This window comes from Colwellia psychrerythraea, assembly GCF_000764185.1.
GTDB lineage: Bacteria > Pseudomonadota > Gammaproteobacteria > Enterobacterales > Alteromonadaceae > Colwellia > Colwellia psychrerythraea_B.
On record NZ_JQEC01000006.1, the window covers coordinates 82015 to 98691 of the forward strand.

At 35.9% G+C, this 16677-nt stretch carries 11 protein-coding genes; 7 read left to right on the forward strand and 4 right to left on the reverse strand.

What is annotated here, in order from left to right; translation table 11 throughout:
• Position 1: 1 nt before the first annotated feature.
• On the forward strand, positions 2-1219 hold the full coding sequence (locus GAB14E_RS18495) for a hypothetical protein (RefSeq protein ID WP_033080964.1): 1218 nt from the start codon (positions 2-4) through the stop codon (positions 1217-1219).
• Entirely contained in the window at positions 1198-2235 is a 1038-nt protein-coding gene (locus GAB14E_RS18490; protein ID WP_033080965.1) for a polysaccharide deacetylase family protein, read from the forward strand. Before GAB14E_RS18495 ends, GAB14E_RS18490 begins: the two co-directional genes overlap by 22 nt.
• Here the strand turns inward: GAB14E_RS18490 and GAB14E_RS18485 are convergent.
• Together GAB14E_RS18485 and GAB14E_RS18480 are read right to left on the reverse strand one after the other, a co-directional pair.
• Positions 2228-3685 carry an oligosaccharide flippase family protein gene (locus GAB14E_RS18485; protein ID WP_081967702.1) on the reverse strand — a complete coding sequence of 486 codons (1458 nt, stop codon included), beginning with the start codon at positions 3683-3685 and terminating at the stop codon, positions 2228-2230. The genes GAB14E_RS18490 and GAB14E_RS18485 overlap by 8 nt on opposite strands.
• Entirely contained in the window at positions 3685-4890 is a 1206-nt protein-coding gene (locus GAB14E_RS18480) for a glycosyltransferase (RefSeq protein ID WP_033080967.1), read from the reverse strand. Before GAB14E_RS18480 ends, GAB14E_RS18485 begins: the two co-directional genes overlap by 1 nt.
• A gap of 314 nt (positions 4891-5204) precedes the next feature.
• On the opposite strand from GAB14E_RS18480, the gene GAB14E_RS18475 reads away from it, so the two are divergent.
• The 4 genes from GAB14E_RS18475 to GAB14E_RS18460 all read left to right on the forward strand — a co-directional run bounded on the left by GAB14E_RS18475 (position 5205) and on the right by GAB14E_RS18460 (position 9484).
• The gene (locus GAB14E_RS18475) at positions 5205-6641 is read left to right on the forward strand and encodes a mannose-1-phosphate guanylyltransferase/mannose-6-phosphate isomerase (protein ID WP_414734054.1); all 1437 of its coding nucleotides are present in this window, start codon (positions 5205-5207) and stop codon (positions 6639-6641) included.
• A gap of 36 nt (positions 6642-6677) precedes the next feature.
• Positions 6678-7673 (forward strand): acyltransferase, encoded by a 996-nt coding sequence (locus GAB14E_RS18470; protein ID WP_033080968.1) that lies wholly within the window; start codon positions 6678-6680, stop codon positions 7671-7673.
• Between the two features lie 126 nt (positions 7674-7799).
• The gene (locus GAB14E_RS18465) at positions 7800-8447 is read left to right on the forward strand and encodes a GNAT family N-acetyltransferase (RefSeq protein WP_033080969.1); all 648 of its coding nucleotides are present in this window, start codon (positions 7800-7802) and stop codon (positions 8445-8447) included.
• Between the two features lie 11 nt (positions 8448-8458).
• The gene (locus GAB14E_RS18460; protein ID WP_033080970.1) at positions 8459-9484 is read left to right on the forward strand and encodes a GNAT family N-acetyltransferase; all 1026 of its coding nucleotides are present in this window, start codon (positions 8459-8461) and stop codon (positions 9482-9484) included.
• A 90-nt stretch (positions 9485-9574) separates the two neighbouring features.
• On the opposite strand, the gene GAB14E_RS18455 is transcribed toward GAB14E_RS18460, so the two are convergent.
• Both GAB14E_RS18455 and GAB14E_RS18450 read right to left on the reverse strand, forming a co-directional pair.
• Positions 9575-10486: a GNAT family N-acetyltransferase gene (locus tag GAB14E_RS18455; RefSeq protein ID WP_156115656.1), complete on the reverse strand. Its 912-nt coding sequence runs from the start codon at positions 10484-10486 to the stop codon at positions 9575-9577.
• A 5-nt stretch (positions 10487-10491) separates the two neighbouring features.
• Positions 10492-11490 (reverse strand): polysaccharide deacetylase family protein, encoded by a 999-nt coding sequence (locus tag GAB14E_RS18450; protein ID WP_033080972.1) that lies wholly within the window; start codon positions 11488-11490, stop codon positions 10492-10494.
• 474 nt (positions 11491-11964) lie between these two features.
• Here GAB14E_RS18450 and GAB14E_RS18445 point away from each other — a divergent pair, with 474 nt between their 5' ends.
• A complete protein-coding gene (locus GAB14E_RS18445; RefSeq protein ID WP_033080973.1) occupies positions 11965-16632 on the forward strand; it encodes an Ig-like domain-containing protein in 4668 nt (1555 codons plus the stop codon).
• Positions 16633-16677 lie beyond the last annotated feature (45 nt).

The following is a 16677-nucleotide window of genomic DNA, read 5'->3' on the forward strand; positions in this document are numbered from 1 at the left end:
TATGGCTAGAAATTGGCGCGGTAATTATAATGTTTTAGTTCCTCAAGCTGATTCTATGGGGGCTATAGCTGTCATCCGCTCATTAGGGCAACATGGCTATAACATCTTTGCAGTATCAGCCGACCCTAATGCGTTAGGTTGCCGATCAAGCTTTATAACTGAAGCCTCTAAATGCCCTCAATACGGAGAGAATTATTTAAATTGGCTAAGAAGTTATATTGAGACCCATAAGATACATGTCATTATTCCAAGCGAAGATTTTTATTTAATTATTAAAGATGATTTTTCTGAATTTTCTCACTTAATACCTGTTTCTAGTTCTAAAAAAAACATTTACCTCTGTTTAAGTAAAGCTGATGTCTTTGCTTCATTTCTAAGAAGTTGCGTGGGGCCTTTAAATAAAAACATTCCTAATACCCAAATTGTTGCTAGTGAAAATGATGTTTGTTGGCAAGAAATTAAACACTGGAGATATCCTCTTTTTATAAAAGGGGATGGCTTCTATTCTAACTTTGAGGTGAGAGCAAGCGTTATTAGTGTCGGATCAGAGGTCGAAGCTAGACAGGCTATAAAAAGTGCATTACAGGGATATAAGAAAGTTCTGATACAAGACTGTTGTAAAGGGGTTAAAGCGACAGTTAATCTACTTTTTCAAGAGGGGAGGCTGCTTGCCGAGTCTATGGTTATTGCTACTCATGAAAGCCCGAATACAGGCGGCTTGACTTCTCTAAGGCATAGTTGGTGGCATCAAGATATGTATGAAGATGCCGTTGTCAGGTTGCGGCACCTCAATTGGAATGGCCCAGCAATGGTTGAGTATAAGTGGGACAAAAAAAATAATAACTTCACATTTATCGAACTAAACTCTCGTTATTGGGCCGCATTAAATCTTGATATACTAGCAGGTGTTCATTTTCCATGTATTCATCTTGATTATTTTTTTGCAAAGATGTCCCCAAAGGAGCCAATTCGCTTAGAAAAGCCTATTAAGGTAAGAAACGCCTTGCCTGCAGATTTTGGTTATATGTTGTCATCTATAAAAGATAGAAAAGTCTCAAAAGTAAAAAAAGTATATATAATTCTAGAGTTTTTTTTACTGTTTATTCACCCTAAAATTAAAGCGGATTTACTTTATCCAAACGACAGAAAGTTATATTTTATTAATCTAAGGGCCTTCATTAAGGATTTTTGTCAATCATGCTTAAGACGATTAAAATAATAATATTATTGATTATCAAGTTAATAGGTGGTTTTTGGTTAGCGAAAAAACTTAATAAAGGAAAAACCTGCGTGCTTTGTTACCATGGTTTTTCTCATCATGATGAACACTTATTTCGTCCAAAATTATTTATGAAACCAAAAAGCTTCGCTAAAAGAATGGCATGGCTAAAAAGTAGTAACTATCAAATTGTTTCTCTACAGCAGGCTATTAAGGAGAGGGGGCATGAAGGAAATCATGTAGTCATTACTATGGATGATGGATGGGCTAGTACTCACGAATTAGGGAAGGAATTAATCCAACTGAACGGAATTCCAATAATGCTATATATAACAAGTTATTATATGAAAACTCAAGGAGTAGTAATAAATGTAGCTTTAGCTTATATATTATGGAAATCAGTTGGTAAAGAGTTTCAATTTAAGGATGAACAACTTGGTATTGATAAGGTTTATGTTATTAAGCCAGATGATATAGCCGCTATAACTAGTGATATTAGGGCTATTATCAGTCAATTGGATGACATAGTAGAGCGACAAGCTGTTATTTTTCGTATTGCAGTGCAGCTAGAAGTATCATTATATTATAAAGGCCAGTTGTTATTTCGTATGTTAAATAAGCAAGAGTTACTTGAGTTGGCTCAAGATCAGGTCAATATCCAGCTACATACTCATCATCACTGTTCACCTAAAGAAGAAGGGCCATTTAATAAAGAAGTTGAACAAAATAAAGATTATATTCTTTCTATTATGGCTAACGCTCAATTAGATCACTTTTGTTATCCGAGTGGCGAGTTTTATCAAAAACAATCGCGTTGGCTCGAAAATTTTGGCGTTACAAGTGCTACAACTGTTTCACCTGGTTTATTTACGAAAAACACAGACTTACTGCAGATACCACGGTTTCTTGATGGTGAAGATGTTCATCAAATTGAGTTTGAAGCAGAGCTCTGTGGTTTAGTGGGCTGGTTTACCGATGTGACGAGCTATTTTGATAATACTTTCTCAGCTAATTAGAAAACTTTCTTTTTACCATAGTATTTATAGTGGATTGTAAATCCTTTAATACTGGGCCAGAGAAAGGCAGTATGTTAACCATAATCCAGAAGATAATAGCGTAACATAGTAAACTTATGCCAGAAGTCATTGCTAATATAATGAAGTTATCGATAACAAATGTGTTTGCTAGGTATTCAAGAATAAATCCCATTAAAACAACTGAACATGCTGTAGGTATTAAATTTCTTAGGCTAGCTCTTAGGCTCAAGCCAATAATTAATTTAGTAAAAACAAAATATGATACGAGTACTACTAAGTCTAATAAAGATCTTATTAAAGCAAACTCAACTAATTCTACACCTTTTAACAAAAATAGCGTGGTTAAAATAATTATTGTCGTAATGACATCAACCTTAAAAGTAAGTTTAGTTAGCTTTAGTGCTGTTAAGGTAGAATTAAAAACCATGGTTAAACTGGTTGAGATACCAAGTAGGGTGAGTATTTCTAAAATTGGCGCTGCGGCGAGCCACTTTTCGCCTAAAATTATAACAACGATGGAATCGGCATACATAGATATAATACACGCAATAGGGAGTATTAGACTTAGTAGAATAAGTAAATATTTTTCAATGATGTAACTAATGTCAGTATCATTGCTACGAGCTTTCTGCACACTAGTCATAATTATTTCAGCAACAGGTGTCGCAATTTGTTCATATACCAACATAGCAAACTCCTTTGCTATGGTAAAAATCCCTACATCGCTTGTTGAAAAGAACTTAGAAATAATAAATGCATCACCTTTAGAACGTATATAACCCGCGAAGCTCCTTAATAAAATCCATTTAGAATAATCCCATTGTTCATGTATGTGTTTCAGGCAAAATTTCGGCTTGAATGGGTATATAAAATAGCTTCCTATGGCATGCAGGGTATAGTGGCTAATAGTACCAATAATTAACGCCCAGTATGATCGAGTGTAGTAAGCAACCGTTATTGTGACGATAAAGCTGATAAACTTCACAAGCAAAGCTAACTTAAAAATTCCATGGTAATTAAAAGCTCGTTTAGCGATGCTTATTGCAGGGTTAGTTAGACCAATGATTATTAGAATAACCGCACTTACCCGAAAAGCATTGGCCAAATCAGCTTCAAAAAAATTTGCTATAGGTACAGCTAGAACTAACAAAGCCAAGGTTATGATTATTCGAAAAATCATATTCAATGACCATGCAGTATTGAGGTCATCATTGTCGACAACATCCTTACTTAGTAGATATTGTTGTGTTCCTGTATTGGCAAATACATCCAAAAAATGAACAACCAGCATAGTAATTGCTACTAAACCAAAGTCTTCAGGCGTTAATAAGCGAGCTAAAATAATGGTGCTTATTAGCCCTAAAGCTTTTGCAATCCAGCTTGCGGATAACATGAGTATACTGCTGGTCAGCGCACTACTTTTTCTCATTAGGATTTCAAAGAGTTACTAAGGATACTGGAAAGGTGTTGGTTCATAGTGAATCTACTTCGTTGCTGTAATACATCATCAGATAAAGGCAATTGCTCTTCACTTATAAGCTGAGTTAACAATTTTGCTATATTTTCTGCAGAATTCGAGAAATAAGGGAGGCCAAGAAAAGACATTTCCTTTGCTAAAGCACCTTGTTCATCCGTGACGGCTAAAATTGATTTTTTCAGCGCTAATATATCATATAATTTACTGGGGATTTGTAAATTAAATAAAGAATTTTGAATTAAAACATTAGCGTCTACTTTACTCATTTCATTTATCGCTTCTAAATAGGATATTCGGTCCATAAACTCCACATAGTTAGTTAAACCTAAGTCAAGTATCTGTTGGCTTAATTCAGGCCAGGCATACCCACCTCTGAACCTTAATTTAAATTCACCATTCTTAATGGTACCTCTTTGAATTAAGAGCTTAATTGCAATTAGTAGTGCTTCTGGGTTTCGACCTATTTGATATAAAATTCCAGAGTGTAAAAGAATAAAAGGTTTGCTAACTTCATCTCTACTAATTTTTGGTAATTCTTGATGGAATTCATGCGCATAACCGTTGTGTACAACATGAACGTTTGTACTGGGAAAGTTTGGGTATAAATTTTGATAAAAGGTGGCACACGCTTGTGTAGTGGTAAGTAAATATTTTGTTTGTTTAATTACGTGCTTTTCTAGTAGGCGATAAAGCCAATGCATTGGCATATTTTCAGGGTCATATCGGAATCGAAAAGGATCTCTTAAATCTAGTACTAATGGCTTTTTTAATATTTTACTTAATAAATAACCTACAATGGTGCTTGAGTATGCGGGAAAACTAGCATAAATATAGTCAAAATGATTTTTCTTGCTTTGTTGATAGCCTTTTATTAGTGCAGGGATGATCCAAAGATACCAACGGTCTGGTATTTCAACTATTTTTGGGTATTTACCAGCAATAGAAAAAACTTCTGTGGCATCTCTACTCTTTACTCTAATAATATCGGTATCATCGGTGAAACTGATATCAGAGTCATTATCAACTTCTGCGATGGTAAGTACTTTAGTGCACCAACCAAGTTTATTAAAGTGTTGTTTCAGATAATAGTTTCTATTCGATCCTGGTCCTGATTTAGGGGGGTAGTCTAGAAAGGCAAATAAAATAGAATTACTCATAATAAAGAATGGAAACCTCAATGATAAACAAGCGTTAGTATACCTTTGCATATTGTAATAGTTGTGCTTTTTTAGTTTTAATTTAATTGCGACAAAACTATTACATTACGTTTGATAATGATATTGGCCAAAAAAGTCTATTACAAATAAGGTTTAGTTTACTTTATTAAGGCATCACTTGTGAAAGTTGTTTTACAGCTAGTTTATATTACCTCGCTGTTAATGGCAGGTAAAATAAGTATCACTCAAAGCAGGTTTCGCTTATTATAGCGTTATTAATTACCCATCTATTTAACCTTATCAATGGAATGAATATGAGTCAGACAACTTCGGTTACATCGCCTACAAAAATTTTTCCTGCCATTATGTGTGGCGGTAGCGGTACTCGTCTTTGGCCACTATCCCGAGCACTATTTCCTAAGCAATTTTTACCATTAGTTAACAGTACAAGCATGTTGCAAGACACGTTAAAACGCCTACCAGAAAATTGTCATGATCCAGTATTTATATGTAATGAAGAGCATAGGTTTTTAGTGGCGGAACAGGTAAGGCAATTATCGAATAACCAAGGAACTATCTTATTGGAGCCTGAAGGGCGAAATACTGCTCCAGCTGTTGCTCTTGCTGCTATCCATGCCATGAATAATAATAAGGATGCATTATTATTGGTCCTTGCAGCTGATCATGTTATCCAAAACGCTGAAGCTTTTCAGGAAGCAGTAAAGCAAGCGAGTATCGCTGCCAATCAAGATAAATTAGTTACTTTTGGTATCGTACCTACTCATGCAGAAACGGGATACGGTTACATTAAAAAAGGGCCGGAAGTAAACTTAGGACACTTTACTGTAGCTCAATTTGTTGAGAAACCTAATCAAGATCTTGCGGATCAATATTTAGCCTCAGGGAGCTACTTGTGGAATAGCGGAATGTTTTTATTTAAAGCTTCTCGCTACTTAGAAGAGTTAGCGAAATATCGTCCAGACATATTAACTCATTGTCAGAAAGCTATGACTGATGTTGAGCATGACCTAGATTTCTTACGTCCAAATAAAGCTGAATTTTTAGCTTGTAATAGTGAATCTATTGATTATGCCGTAATGGAAAAAACAGACGCTGCAGTTGTTATTCCTCTTGATGCCGGTTGGAGTGACGTTGGATCATATTCAGCCCTTTGGGAGGTTTGTGATAAAGATAAAGATAATAATGTTCTTAAAGGGGATGTTATTGCTCAACAAAGTAGTAATAGTTATATTCACAGTCAAAATAAGCTGATCGCTACAGTAGGTATAGATAATCTAGTTATAATCGATACACCTGATGCAGTATTAGTTGCTAATAAAGATAGAGTGCAAGATGTGAAGAATATTGTTGCACAATTAAAGTCTGAAAATAGAGGGGAAGCAACACTGCATCGAGAGGTATATAGACCTTGGGGGAAATACGACAGTATTGATATGGGCGATCGCTTTCAAGTGAAGCGAATAACAGTTAAACCAGGTGCAAAACTATCAGTACAAATGCATCATCATAGAGCAGAGCACTGGATTATTGTTTCAGGTACTGCAAAAGTTACAATCGATGATAAATCCATATTATTAAGTGAAAACCAATCAGCTTACATTCCCATTGGTGCAGTACATGCACTAGAAAATCCAGGTCGACTACCTTTAGAAATGATTGAAGTTCAGTCAGGTAGTTATCTTGGAGAAGATGACATTGTCCGTTTTGAAGACCGTTACGGTCGTACATAAATTTATTTAATTCAGCATGGCTTGCAAGGAGGCACTTTGTTTTTAGGCTATATACATTCGTTTAGGGCGCTGGCAATTTTGTTTATTGTTGCTGGGCATAGTATTGATTTTTTCGATTGGTCTGCCGATGACTCTGATGTAGAGCGTTGGCTACGTATATTAATTAGCAACGGATCTGTCTTATTTGTTTTTATCGCAGGGTATCTTTTTCAACATTTAGCAAGTAAATATCAACATAAGAAATATTTTGTTGGCAAGTTGAAAAACGTACTTATCCCTTACTTTTTCGTTTCAATACCTGCTATCTATATTTTTGTTTTTGTCTTGACAAGAGAAACTGTGTGGCAAGGGTTTTATGACAACCCCCAATGGTTGCAAATAGTTTATTTTTATTTGACAGGTCTACACCTTGCTCCACTGTGGTTTATCCCGATGATTACCCTTTTTTATATTGTCGCCCCTCTATTAATTTGGGGGGATAAAAAGAAAAATTTTTATTGGATTTTACCTGTAGCTATACTTGTTTCATGTTTTGTCAGTCGAGGCTTTCCTCAGCAGAGTTTTGTGCATTTCTTTTCCGTATATCTGCTGGGTATGTATTGTAGCCACTTTAAAAGTAGGCTTAATGGCTTCTTTAGTAGGACTGACTTTTTATTTGTATTAGCAATAATAGTCATGGGTTTTGCCTGTTGGGAATATTATCTTATGCAAGGCACAATGACTTATGTTAATTATTTACAGAAAATATGTATGTCTGTGCTTTTTTTAGGTTTGCTTATTAGGCTTGGTAGTAAGATTGACTCGAAACTTATTAGAACTATTGCTGATACTAGTTTTGGCGTTTTTTTTATTCACTCTTATGTGTTAACCACTAGTAAGCTTCTTTTTGAAAAGCTATCGGATGAAAAAATTGCTGGCAATTTATTATTCTATCCTATTGTATCAATTGCAATATTGATGACTTGTGTAGTTATAATTTTCATCATCCAAAAGCTTATGGGCAATAAAAGTCGGTACTTGGTTGGAAGCTAAAGCATCAGGTTATCCAAACTTACTTTTTGTATTATGTGGGCACACAGTATTTTTACTGGCTTATCATAGCCTAAACCCTAATAGTAGGGTTCTTAAATTCTTTTACATATGACCTTGTGAAGGTAAATGCAAAAAATAAAAAATATTACACAGTACTTTTTTTCAACACTAGGAATAACCGCGTTATTTTTTGGTGTCACAAATCTGCTTTTTCGTTTGGAGCGTTTTGTTTTTTTTGAAATACAGATACCTAATGTTTCGGTCACGAACGTTGATAATCAATTTGAGTTTTTAAAATTAATAAAACTGGAAGATTTAAATCAATTACCTGAATTGATTATCGATGATTTAAACAAGAGAACAGGTAAAACAGTTCGAGAACTTATTATTGAGGGGGCTTATGTCTATGCACTTTTACTTGAACAGACTGTTGTAGCGCAGGTAGTTATTTCTAAAACTTTACCTGTGATGATTGACACGCCTCTACCATTGGTTGTTGATTATTCTATCGGAAGCCGCCTTCTTGGTTATTTATATACCAACCCAGTACATAGAGGCAATAACTTAGCAGGGAACTTGATTTCCAATGTTATTCAAGATCTTCAATGTAAGGAAGTACCATTACTTATTGCACATATAAGCTCGACAAATCTAAATTCAATGAGAGTATTTAGAAAGTTAGCTTGGCAATCAGTAGGCAGTATCATCTCATACAATTCACGCCGTTTGATTTTCAATACCAGATCAAAGCATTTAAAATTTAGAGTTAAATAAAGAGTGAAATCATGCATGATAATTTGGGCTCAAAGGATCATTTCAATGACAACATGGCGTTTTATGATTCAAATTGGGTAGATGCTTGGCATTGTAATTTAATTGATAATTCAAACTGGACTAAAAAACTAACGAAGAATGTGATTAATGATGTGGATTGTAAAGCTTTTTGGGCCTTTGGAGAGCAAAAGGTAGGTCCCTTTCGGTTTATCTCACTTGCTGGCAATTTCTTCCCATTCAGAGGGGTTCATATAAGCAAAGGTTGTCGAGAAGCCATCACTGCCGTTAGTAATGAACTCACCTCTCAAGTTGATTATGCTTTTAGGGCTGGTCCTACTCTCAAGGATGATAAATTTAATCGCGAATTAGTTGTGACATTAAAAAATAAGGGCTGGATTGTATTAACTACAGCTTTAGGTTGGAATTATATTGTTAACCTACCCATAGATATAGACGAGCTGATTAGCGCTAAAAGAAAAAAGAAAATTAGATATTACTGGAAAGCTATTAACAAAGTTGGAAGTGGTGAAATAATACATTTCAATGATATATGCGCTGATCGTTGGAAAGGCGTTTTTTCTGATTTGAGTCAAATTGAAAGTAAAGCATGGATTTCACAAAAAGGGGAACCCAGGTTTTTAGGTGTGAATAATCAAAGGTATTGGAATCAATTGATTCAAAATACAGCGTTTAGTAAAAATTTGAATATTTGGGTAATGTTTTTAGATAGTAAGCCAGTGAGTTACGTTACTACAATGGATACAAAAACAACACGCTTCGTATTATCGAATAGTTATATAGATGAAGTGAAAGATTTCAGCACAGGAAAAAAACTATATTTAGAAATGATAACAAATGCCATTGATAATCAAATGAAAAACTTAGATATAGGTTTTGGTGATTCTGGTTATAAACAAGAGTGGGGAGCTGAGAAAAAGAGTGAAGTGATTGATTTATTTGCATTTCCACCAACAATTAGAGGAAGACTAACTCGATATATATTTGAAATAAAAAAAAACTTAATAAAAATTTTATAACAGAGTACTAAGTTTCAGCTTTAACACGAAAGCAAGTTTATAATACACGTCTACTTTTTAAGTGTTGAATATAGTTGCAAATAACTGGATTTAACGTTGTCTAATTAGCTTCTTTATCTTTGCTCGTAAATCATACTTGTCCAGTATCTGTCCTATAAAGGTCGAAAATGAATCAAATGCAAGCTGTCCATATAATAAAATCATGGCGGAAATCGATTTCTCGATAATTAAACAGTTACAACAAGTCTTTTTGTCTGTTGCGAAGAACTCTTTATGCTTTCCATCACCTTCAGTAAAGTTGAAGTAAGTTGCTTTAGGCTTTTGATTAAATATTTTTTCAAACGCATAGAACTGCAAAACAGTTCCAGGTGAGAATTTGGATAAACCTTTAAGATACCCTAGATAAGCATAAATATACTCATTGTTCTCAATTGGCAAATATAAGTAGGCACAAGCTTCGTCATCTTTAAATAATATCAAGCCGAGAAGGTTTCCTGTTAAAGCTAGCGTTTTCATCTTTTCTAAGTAATTTCGATCATTTGGAATTGAGGAGTTAAACAATCGATTTTGATATGTCTTTTCTCCCACTTCACAAGCTTGTTGATGGAAGTCGTCAACCTCTTCAATACTTTCATAAATTTTACAAGTAAAGCCTGACTTTTCTGCTTTACGAACCTTTCGTTTCAGTGTTGACCTAGATTTCGCTGAAAATTTGGATAAATACTCATCGAAAGAACTGTATTCATTAAGGTTTATGAAAAAATTATTATATATTGAGCGCACATAAAAGAGTTTATCTTCCTTCGCTGTTATTTTCTTTATGGTTAATTCGGGTGTAATACTTAATTGTGGGAGGTAATGGGGAAGAGGGACATCATCTTCAGGTAAAGCATCTGCAGGCTCAGATAAAAAAAGGTTGTTTTTGGTTACTGTTGATATTTGTATTGTATGACTAAAAAGTACAATGTCACCAATTTGAAAGTTTATATTATAAGTTTTCATATTTATTAATAATGCCAAAGATTATTGTTTAATTTATTCTGGATTATTGTCCATAAGCCAGAAGTAAAACTGCTCCTAAGTTTTTTTTCGATTTGAACTTGGGTTAATATTTCACTCTCACTGCCCACTAAATTATTAAATGTAGTGAATTTGAAGTCTTTATCGTTATTAATAAATGAACATAATGATTTCAGCCTGTTAATATTCACTAGGTCAGATTTTTTAAGTGAGGAATTCTTTTTGGCTTTAATAAATTCATGTATATGAGTCAAGATAACAACATGCCTTATTCCGTTAGTTTTACATTGAAGTAGAATATCCTTCATTTCCTTCCATGAAGTACCTGTTATCGTTAATGCCTTATGCCTTATGCCCATACTTTGGAATGAAGTGACAGGTAATTCAATTACCTTGTTAATTAACGTCATTTTATTCTCAATTACAAGAGCCGGTTCAGCGGGTTTAAAAATAGGAAGGCTTATGTTACTGGTTAGTTTAAACCCTGCATTATAGAGCGCTTCATATAGAGGTAAACTAGCTTGCAGGTTGCCGACTCTGAAAGCTAGAGGGGCCAGCCCAGTCCATTCTTTATATACACGGATGCATTTATTTAATGACTCTTCAATTTGGCTAGCTGGCATATTCAAGAAGTTATCTTTAAGCTCTTTCTTTAATACATCTTCTCGCCAATTTGGGTTATCAAATTCTTGCCAAACGGGGTGAGCATGTAACTGCACATCATGTTTATATTTAAGCATTTCTTGCACATGCTCTTTCATTTTTTGCACACCAAAAAAAGATGAGTTTAGCGCTTCAGTGAAAAAAGTGGCTTGAACTTCATAATCATGAAGGATATTTAGGACTTCCTTAAAACCAACACCTTTATTTGATGTAGGAGAAAATAAACTTTCAGAAGAAGGTGAGAATTTTTGGGGATGTGAGAAAGCATTGTTGATAGTAAACTCAGCATCTATAGATATTATCACTTCAACTGGTTTAACCATAAATTTCCTTATTTTATTGCCAGCACTTACTTCTGGGTAAATTCATTAGGATCGAAGTTGAATTATATTATTTTTAACCAAGTCGTATAGCAAGATTCGTTTGTTTCAGAAAAAGGAAATTCAAGTAAACTTTTAATTTAAAGGCAATGAGCCCAACTATTTTTAATAGTACATATTCGAGTCTTTTTCACAGACATTTATTAAGCTAAATACATATATTATATAAAGTACTATAGGGGAGATTTTACCAATGTGGTAACCAAGGTGAAAATGAATACCTAACGCTACCTAGTTATAGAGTCATAAATAGCTTTCTAGACGTTTATTAAACCTATTTTTTGAGCTGTTTCGCCTAATAATTTAAACCTATTTAATTTTTTATAGTCTATAATCAATGCTGGTTTTGTATTTCAGTTTTATCTTTTATAGGGATATTTTTACCTGAAAGGTAAGTGGTAACTAGGGAGTTTTTTTATGATAAAAGCTAAGTTTATTAATAGCATTATATTGGTATTTGTTTTTTTTCTTCAGGCTAAGGCTTTTGCTCAAGATCCTATCGTATATTCACGTTGTGCTAGGACTACGGCTACTTTCGACTTACAAGCAGATGTAACAATTAATGGGCAAGTTCAGCAGGCATCACGCTTGATGAAGGGCTTAGATATTTATGATGTATTGCCAGATGTAACTAATTTTTTTGGCGACTTTTCCGCACCATGTGATTTAATGTTCAGGGATGATCAAGGTAATGAACGTGTTCTGTATGATTGCTCTAGCACATCAACAGATGCAAATTCTTGTGCAGCGCTCGACCCAGCTGTATCGTTTGATGGTAAAACAATTGCATTCAGTGTTTTTAGAGGGACACTTAAAAACCATGCTCTTTACATTAGGCATGATATTATTGATGAAAATGCAGACCCCACATATACTGATAAGTTGGACCTTCCAAATAAGAGGTTGGAAACTACAGGGGCTCATCTTCATACTGTAGATGTTGCAACAGGTGCATTATCAATCCAGCCTTATGAAGAGGGTATTTATGATTCAGGGCCAGCTTTTTTAGCTAACGGAAGGCTTGCTTTCACTTCAAATCGTGATAAACATTCGACAACTGTAGTATGGAGATCAACCGGTTCAAAAGTAGGTACTCGTATTTGGAGTGTCGATCTTAACTGGAAAAACCTTGATTTATCTAGTCACCACTCTCTGTCACAAGAACAACACCCCTATTTGTTAAAAAATGGTCGTCTTGCTTATTCTAGTTGGCAAATTTTAGGTGCTCAGCCGTTTAGGTATACGAATGGCTCAATCGGTGGCTTTAATACCTTAGATAATATGTTTAATATTTATTCTCAGTTTCCTGACGGTGCAGAAAATTTTGCTTTATTTGGTCAACATAGTGGCAGCCACTATCCTAGTTATTTTGGTGAGGATCATAATGCTGCTCATTTCCTTACTCAAACTAGTGACGAACGAATTTGGTTTGCTGACTATTACCGAGGCAATAATAATGGCTTAGGTGCTTTAATCGGGTTTTTAGCTGAATCAAATGGACAAGAAGGTATGGCTCCTAGTGAATCTCAAGACCATGCAGACTTGTTTGTGCCAAGGGATGTTATTAATTTTGCTTCTTGGGCTATTAATGGTGACCAAGTATCTACCACTTTATCTTCCCCTAGTATTAAACACCCAAATTATACTAGTGATCTTATTTTCTCTGGTAAAGCAGGTCACCCTGCAGCACTCTCTAACAATGGCTTGATGCTATCATGGGGAAAAGGCCCTTGTAGTACATTGGCATCGGGTCAAATATTCAAGGACTTAGGTCGCACTGTTCCCCCCTTAGTTGATGGCTCTGGTTCTGGTGTAGCTATGAATATGATGACACATCTGAATTTGGATACCCCTGCTTGTGATGTCGGTATTTACCGAGCAACTACAATCCCATCTTTACATCCAGGTGATTTAGAATTAATTGTCGACAGCCCTAATTGGCATGAAATTATGGCTAAAGCAGTTGTACCATATATAACAATTCATGGTGTTGAAAAACCAGAGAATATAGCCAGCTCTGCAGATAAACTTGCACACCCTTTACTAGAAAAAGGTACACCATTTGGGTTATTAGGCGCGGCCTCTATAACCGATAGGGAAACTCACCCACAAGAAGGTATAAAGTTTGTGGGAGAGAAGCAATTTAATCTGCAGGGTACTGATACTGTGAATTATAATGATGAAGATCTATGTGGTGTTAGGATATTATCGGTTATGCCTAACAGAGATAGAAATACTTTCTATGGGCTTTCTAATTTATTTGGGGAAAGAGTTGGTATTTTGGGAGAGTTTTCAGTTCTCAATAAAGATGATGCAGGGAATGTAATCAATGATATCAGTGGTCATGCGGATACTAGCTTTTTAGTACGATTCCCAGCCAACTCCCCTTATTTAATGCAAGGTATTGATTGCAAGGGTCGTACTTTGAATACAGACATGACTTGGCAAAGTTTACGACCCGGCGAGAAAAAAACTTGTGGGGGGTGCCATGTGCATTCGAAACCATCGAGAATCACTTTTGAGGATAGTCATGCCGCAACACCGGGGTATACTGTGCCTCGTTTAGGCGAAGGTATTATTCCACTATTGAATGGTAAAGTGAATGACAATGGTAAAGAAACAGTGACTATTAAAGAGGTTCCTGGGTATGCCATGAGTATTGATTTTACTCGCGATATTATGCCTATTTTTCAGCAACGTTGTACTTCATGCCATGGTGGCGATTCACCTGAAGCAGATTTGGCTTTAGATATTGCTGGTGATAACAAGCGAAATAAAATACCCAATGCTACTTGGTGGTGTTTAGTTGGTGATTATAAGCAAGAGTGTTTGTCGGCGGCAAATCAGTTTAATACAGGTGAGGGCAGTAACAATACAGCATTTAGAAGGCCACAAGTTAGCAAATATATCAGAGCGTTCAATTCGTTAGGTAGCCTATTATACTGGAAAGCTGCAAACGAAAGAACTGATAGAAATACCGATGCATCTTATGCTGATGATATTGATTTTGGTGTTGACCATCCGACTACTATTACAGCTGATGAGTTAGGTATGTTATCACGTTGGATTGATATAGGTGTTCCAGGTGGTGATGACGAGCTACTAGATACCCAAAAACCGACATTACACATGGTTCCCGCTTCAACTGATGAGACAGTTTCAAAGGTTAAAATAGGTACTGTCGATATTGGTAGTGGTATTAACCCCGCTAGTTTGGTGGTCTGTGTATTAGATAGCCAAGACAATTGTACCAACATAGCCGCTAATGCAGAAATGTCAGGTGTTATAATACTTGACCTTAACCAAACGTTAACAGATCCAACAATTGAAATTTTGGCTAGTGTGGAAGACGTAACCGGTAATAAAACGGAGATACGTAGAACAGTAGGATTTTTAACTAGTGGTAAGAATAGTAATATTACTATTACCCCTATTAATGATGCAGATTTGGTTGAGAAAGAAACCTATAGCTTTTCTGTTGACGTTACCGATGGTAACGCTGTTTCAAATACTATTACCGTTGTTGCTTCTCAAGGGACGGTTAAGTTAGTTAGTGGTGATGAATACACGCTAATACCACCAGCTAATTATAATGGTGACATATTTGTTATGGTGATCGTTGTCGATGATGAAAACTCTTCTGATGCAGATAGTTCAAGTTTCACCGTATCCGTAACACAGCTAAACGATGCCCCTACGTCTGTTACTGCAACAATTTCAACCACTACGAATACTGTGAGTTCCGCGGTTAATGCAGAAATAGTAGACCCTGATTTCAATGATACACACACCATCACCATTAAAGTTGAACCTACAAATGGCTCAGTGATAATTGATGGCACTGCACTAGTCTATAAGCCTAATAATGGCTTTCACGGAACTGACTCTTTTGAGGTAACTGTGACGGATAGTGGTGATTTAAGTGTTGATGGTACTATTAGTGTCATTGTTAACCAATTTAATACAGCGCCTATTTCTGTTAGTGCGACCATTGAAACGACTATGAACACTGCCAGTGCAGAAGTTTATGTTGATATAGTAGACCCCGACCTTAATGATACTCATATCATAACTATCAACACTGAACCTGTTAATGGTTCAGTGTTGATAAATGGCACTGCAGTAATCTATACGCCGAACAGTGACTTTCACGGGACAGATTCTTTTGATATTACGGTCACCGATAGCGGCGGTTTAAGTATTGATGGCATCATTAGTGTTATGGTAAATGAATTAAATACAGCACCCAAGTTTGAAGCACCTCTTATTGGAACCACAATGAATACTGCCAGCGTAGAGGTTAATATTGAGGTGGTAGATCCTGATCCAAATGATACTCATACAATCATTATTAAAACCGAACCGGCTAACGGCTCAGTGGCAATTAATGGAATAGCATTAGTTTATACGCCAAATAGTGACTTTCATGGGGCAGATTCATTCGAGATTACGGTAACTGATAGTCATGGTTTAAATGTCAGCGGTACTATTAATGTCGTTGTTAATGAACTAAACACAGCCCCAAAATCTGTGACAGCCCTTATTGAAACTGTTATGAATACGGTTAGTGAAAAAGTGACTGTTGATATCGTTGATGTTGATAGTGGCGATACTCATGTATTAACGTTCAAAACAGAGCCCTATTATGGAACTGCCGTTATCGATGGTATTACTTTGACTTATACCCCGAAAGTAGATTTTTTCGGTGGTGAAACTTTTGCAATTACAGTAACCGACAGCGGTGGTTTAAGTGTTGATGGTAAAGTTAATGTAACAGTAGCTGCTACGGATACAGGCGGCGGTGACACAGGCGGCGGTGACACAGGCGGCGGTGACACAGGCGGCGGTGACACAGGCGGCGGTGACACAGGTGGCGGTGACACAGGCGGCGGTGACACAGGCGGTGGTGACACAGGCGGTGGTGACACAGGTGGCGGTGACACAGGTGGCGGTGACACTGGCGGCGGTGATACAGTAAATAATATAACACCGGAAGAGAAAGATGAGGGTGGTAGTTTTAACTTTTATATTTTGCTTTTATTGTTAAGTGTTTGGGTTAATAAAGCCTTGAAGTATAGAAGGTAGGGTATGAAAAAATTGCATGTCGACTTGCTCTAGAACTGATTAGGA

Bases quoted from the DNA above. Each gene is read 5' to 3' on its own strand.
- GAB14E_RS18495 (WP_033080964.1), top strand. From the start codon at position 2: ATGGCTAGAAATTGGCGCGGTAATTATAATGTTTTAGTTCCTCAAGCT.
- GAB14E_RS18490 (WP_033080965.1), top strand. From the start codon at position 1,198: ATGCTTAAGACGATTAAAATAATAATATTATTGATTATCAAGTTAATA.
- GAB14E_RS18485 (WP_081967702.1), bottom strand. From the start codon at position 3,685: ATGAGAAAAAGTAGTGCGCTGACCAGCAGTATACTCATGTTATCCGCA.
- GAB14E_RS18480 (WP_033080967.1), bottom strand. From the start codon at position 4,890: ATGAGTAATTCTATTTTATTTGCCTTTCTAGACTACCCCCCTAAATCA.
- GAB14E_RS18475 (WP_414734054.1), top strand. From the start codon at position 5,205: ATGAGTCAGACAACTTCGGTTACATCGCCTACAAAAATTTTTCCTGCC.
- GAB14E_RS18465 (WP_033080969.1), top strand. From the start codon at position 7,800: ATGCAAAAAATAAAAAATATTACACAGTACTTTTTTTCAACACTAGGA.
- GAB14E_RS18460 (WP_033080970.1), top strand. From the start codon at position 8,459: ATGCATGATAATTTGGGCTCAAAGGATCATTTCAATGACAACATGGCG.
- GAB14E_RS18455 (WP_156115656.1), bottom strand. From the start codon at position 10,486: ATGAAAACTTATAATATAAACTTTCAAATTGGTGACATTGTACTTTTT.
- GAB14E_RS18450 (WP_033080972.1), bottom strand. From the start codon at position 11,490: ATGGTTAAACCAGTTGAAGTGATAATATCTATAGATGCTGAGTTTACT.
- GAB14E_RS18445 (WP_033080973.1), top strand. From the start codon at position 11,965: ATGATAAAAGCTAAGTTTATTAATAGCATTATATTGGTATTTGTTTTT.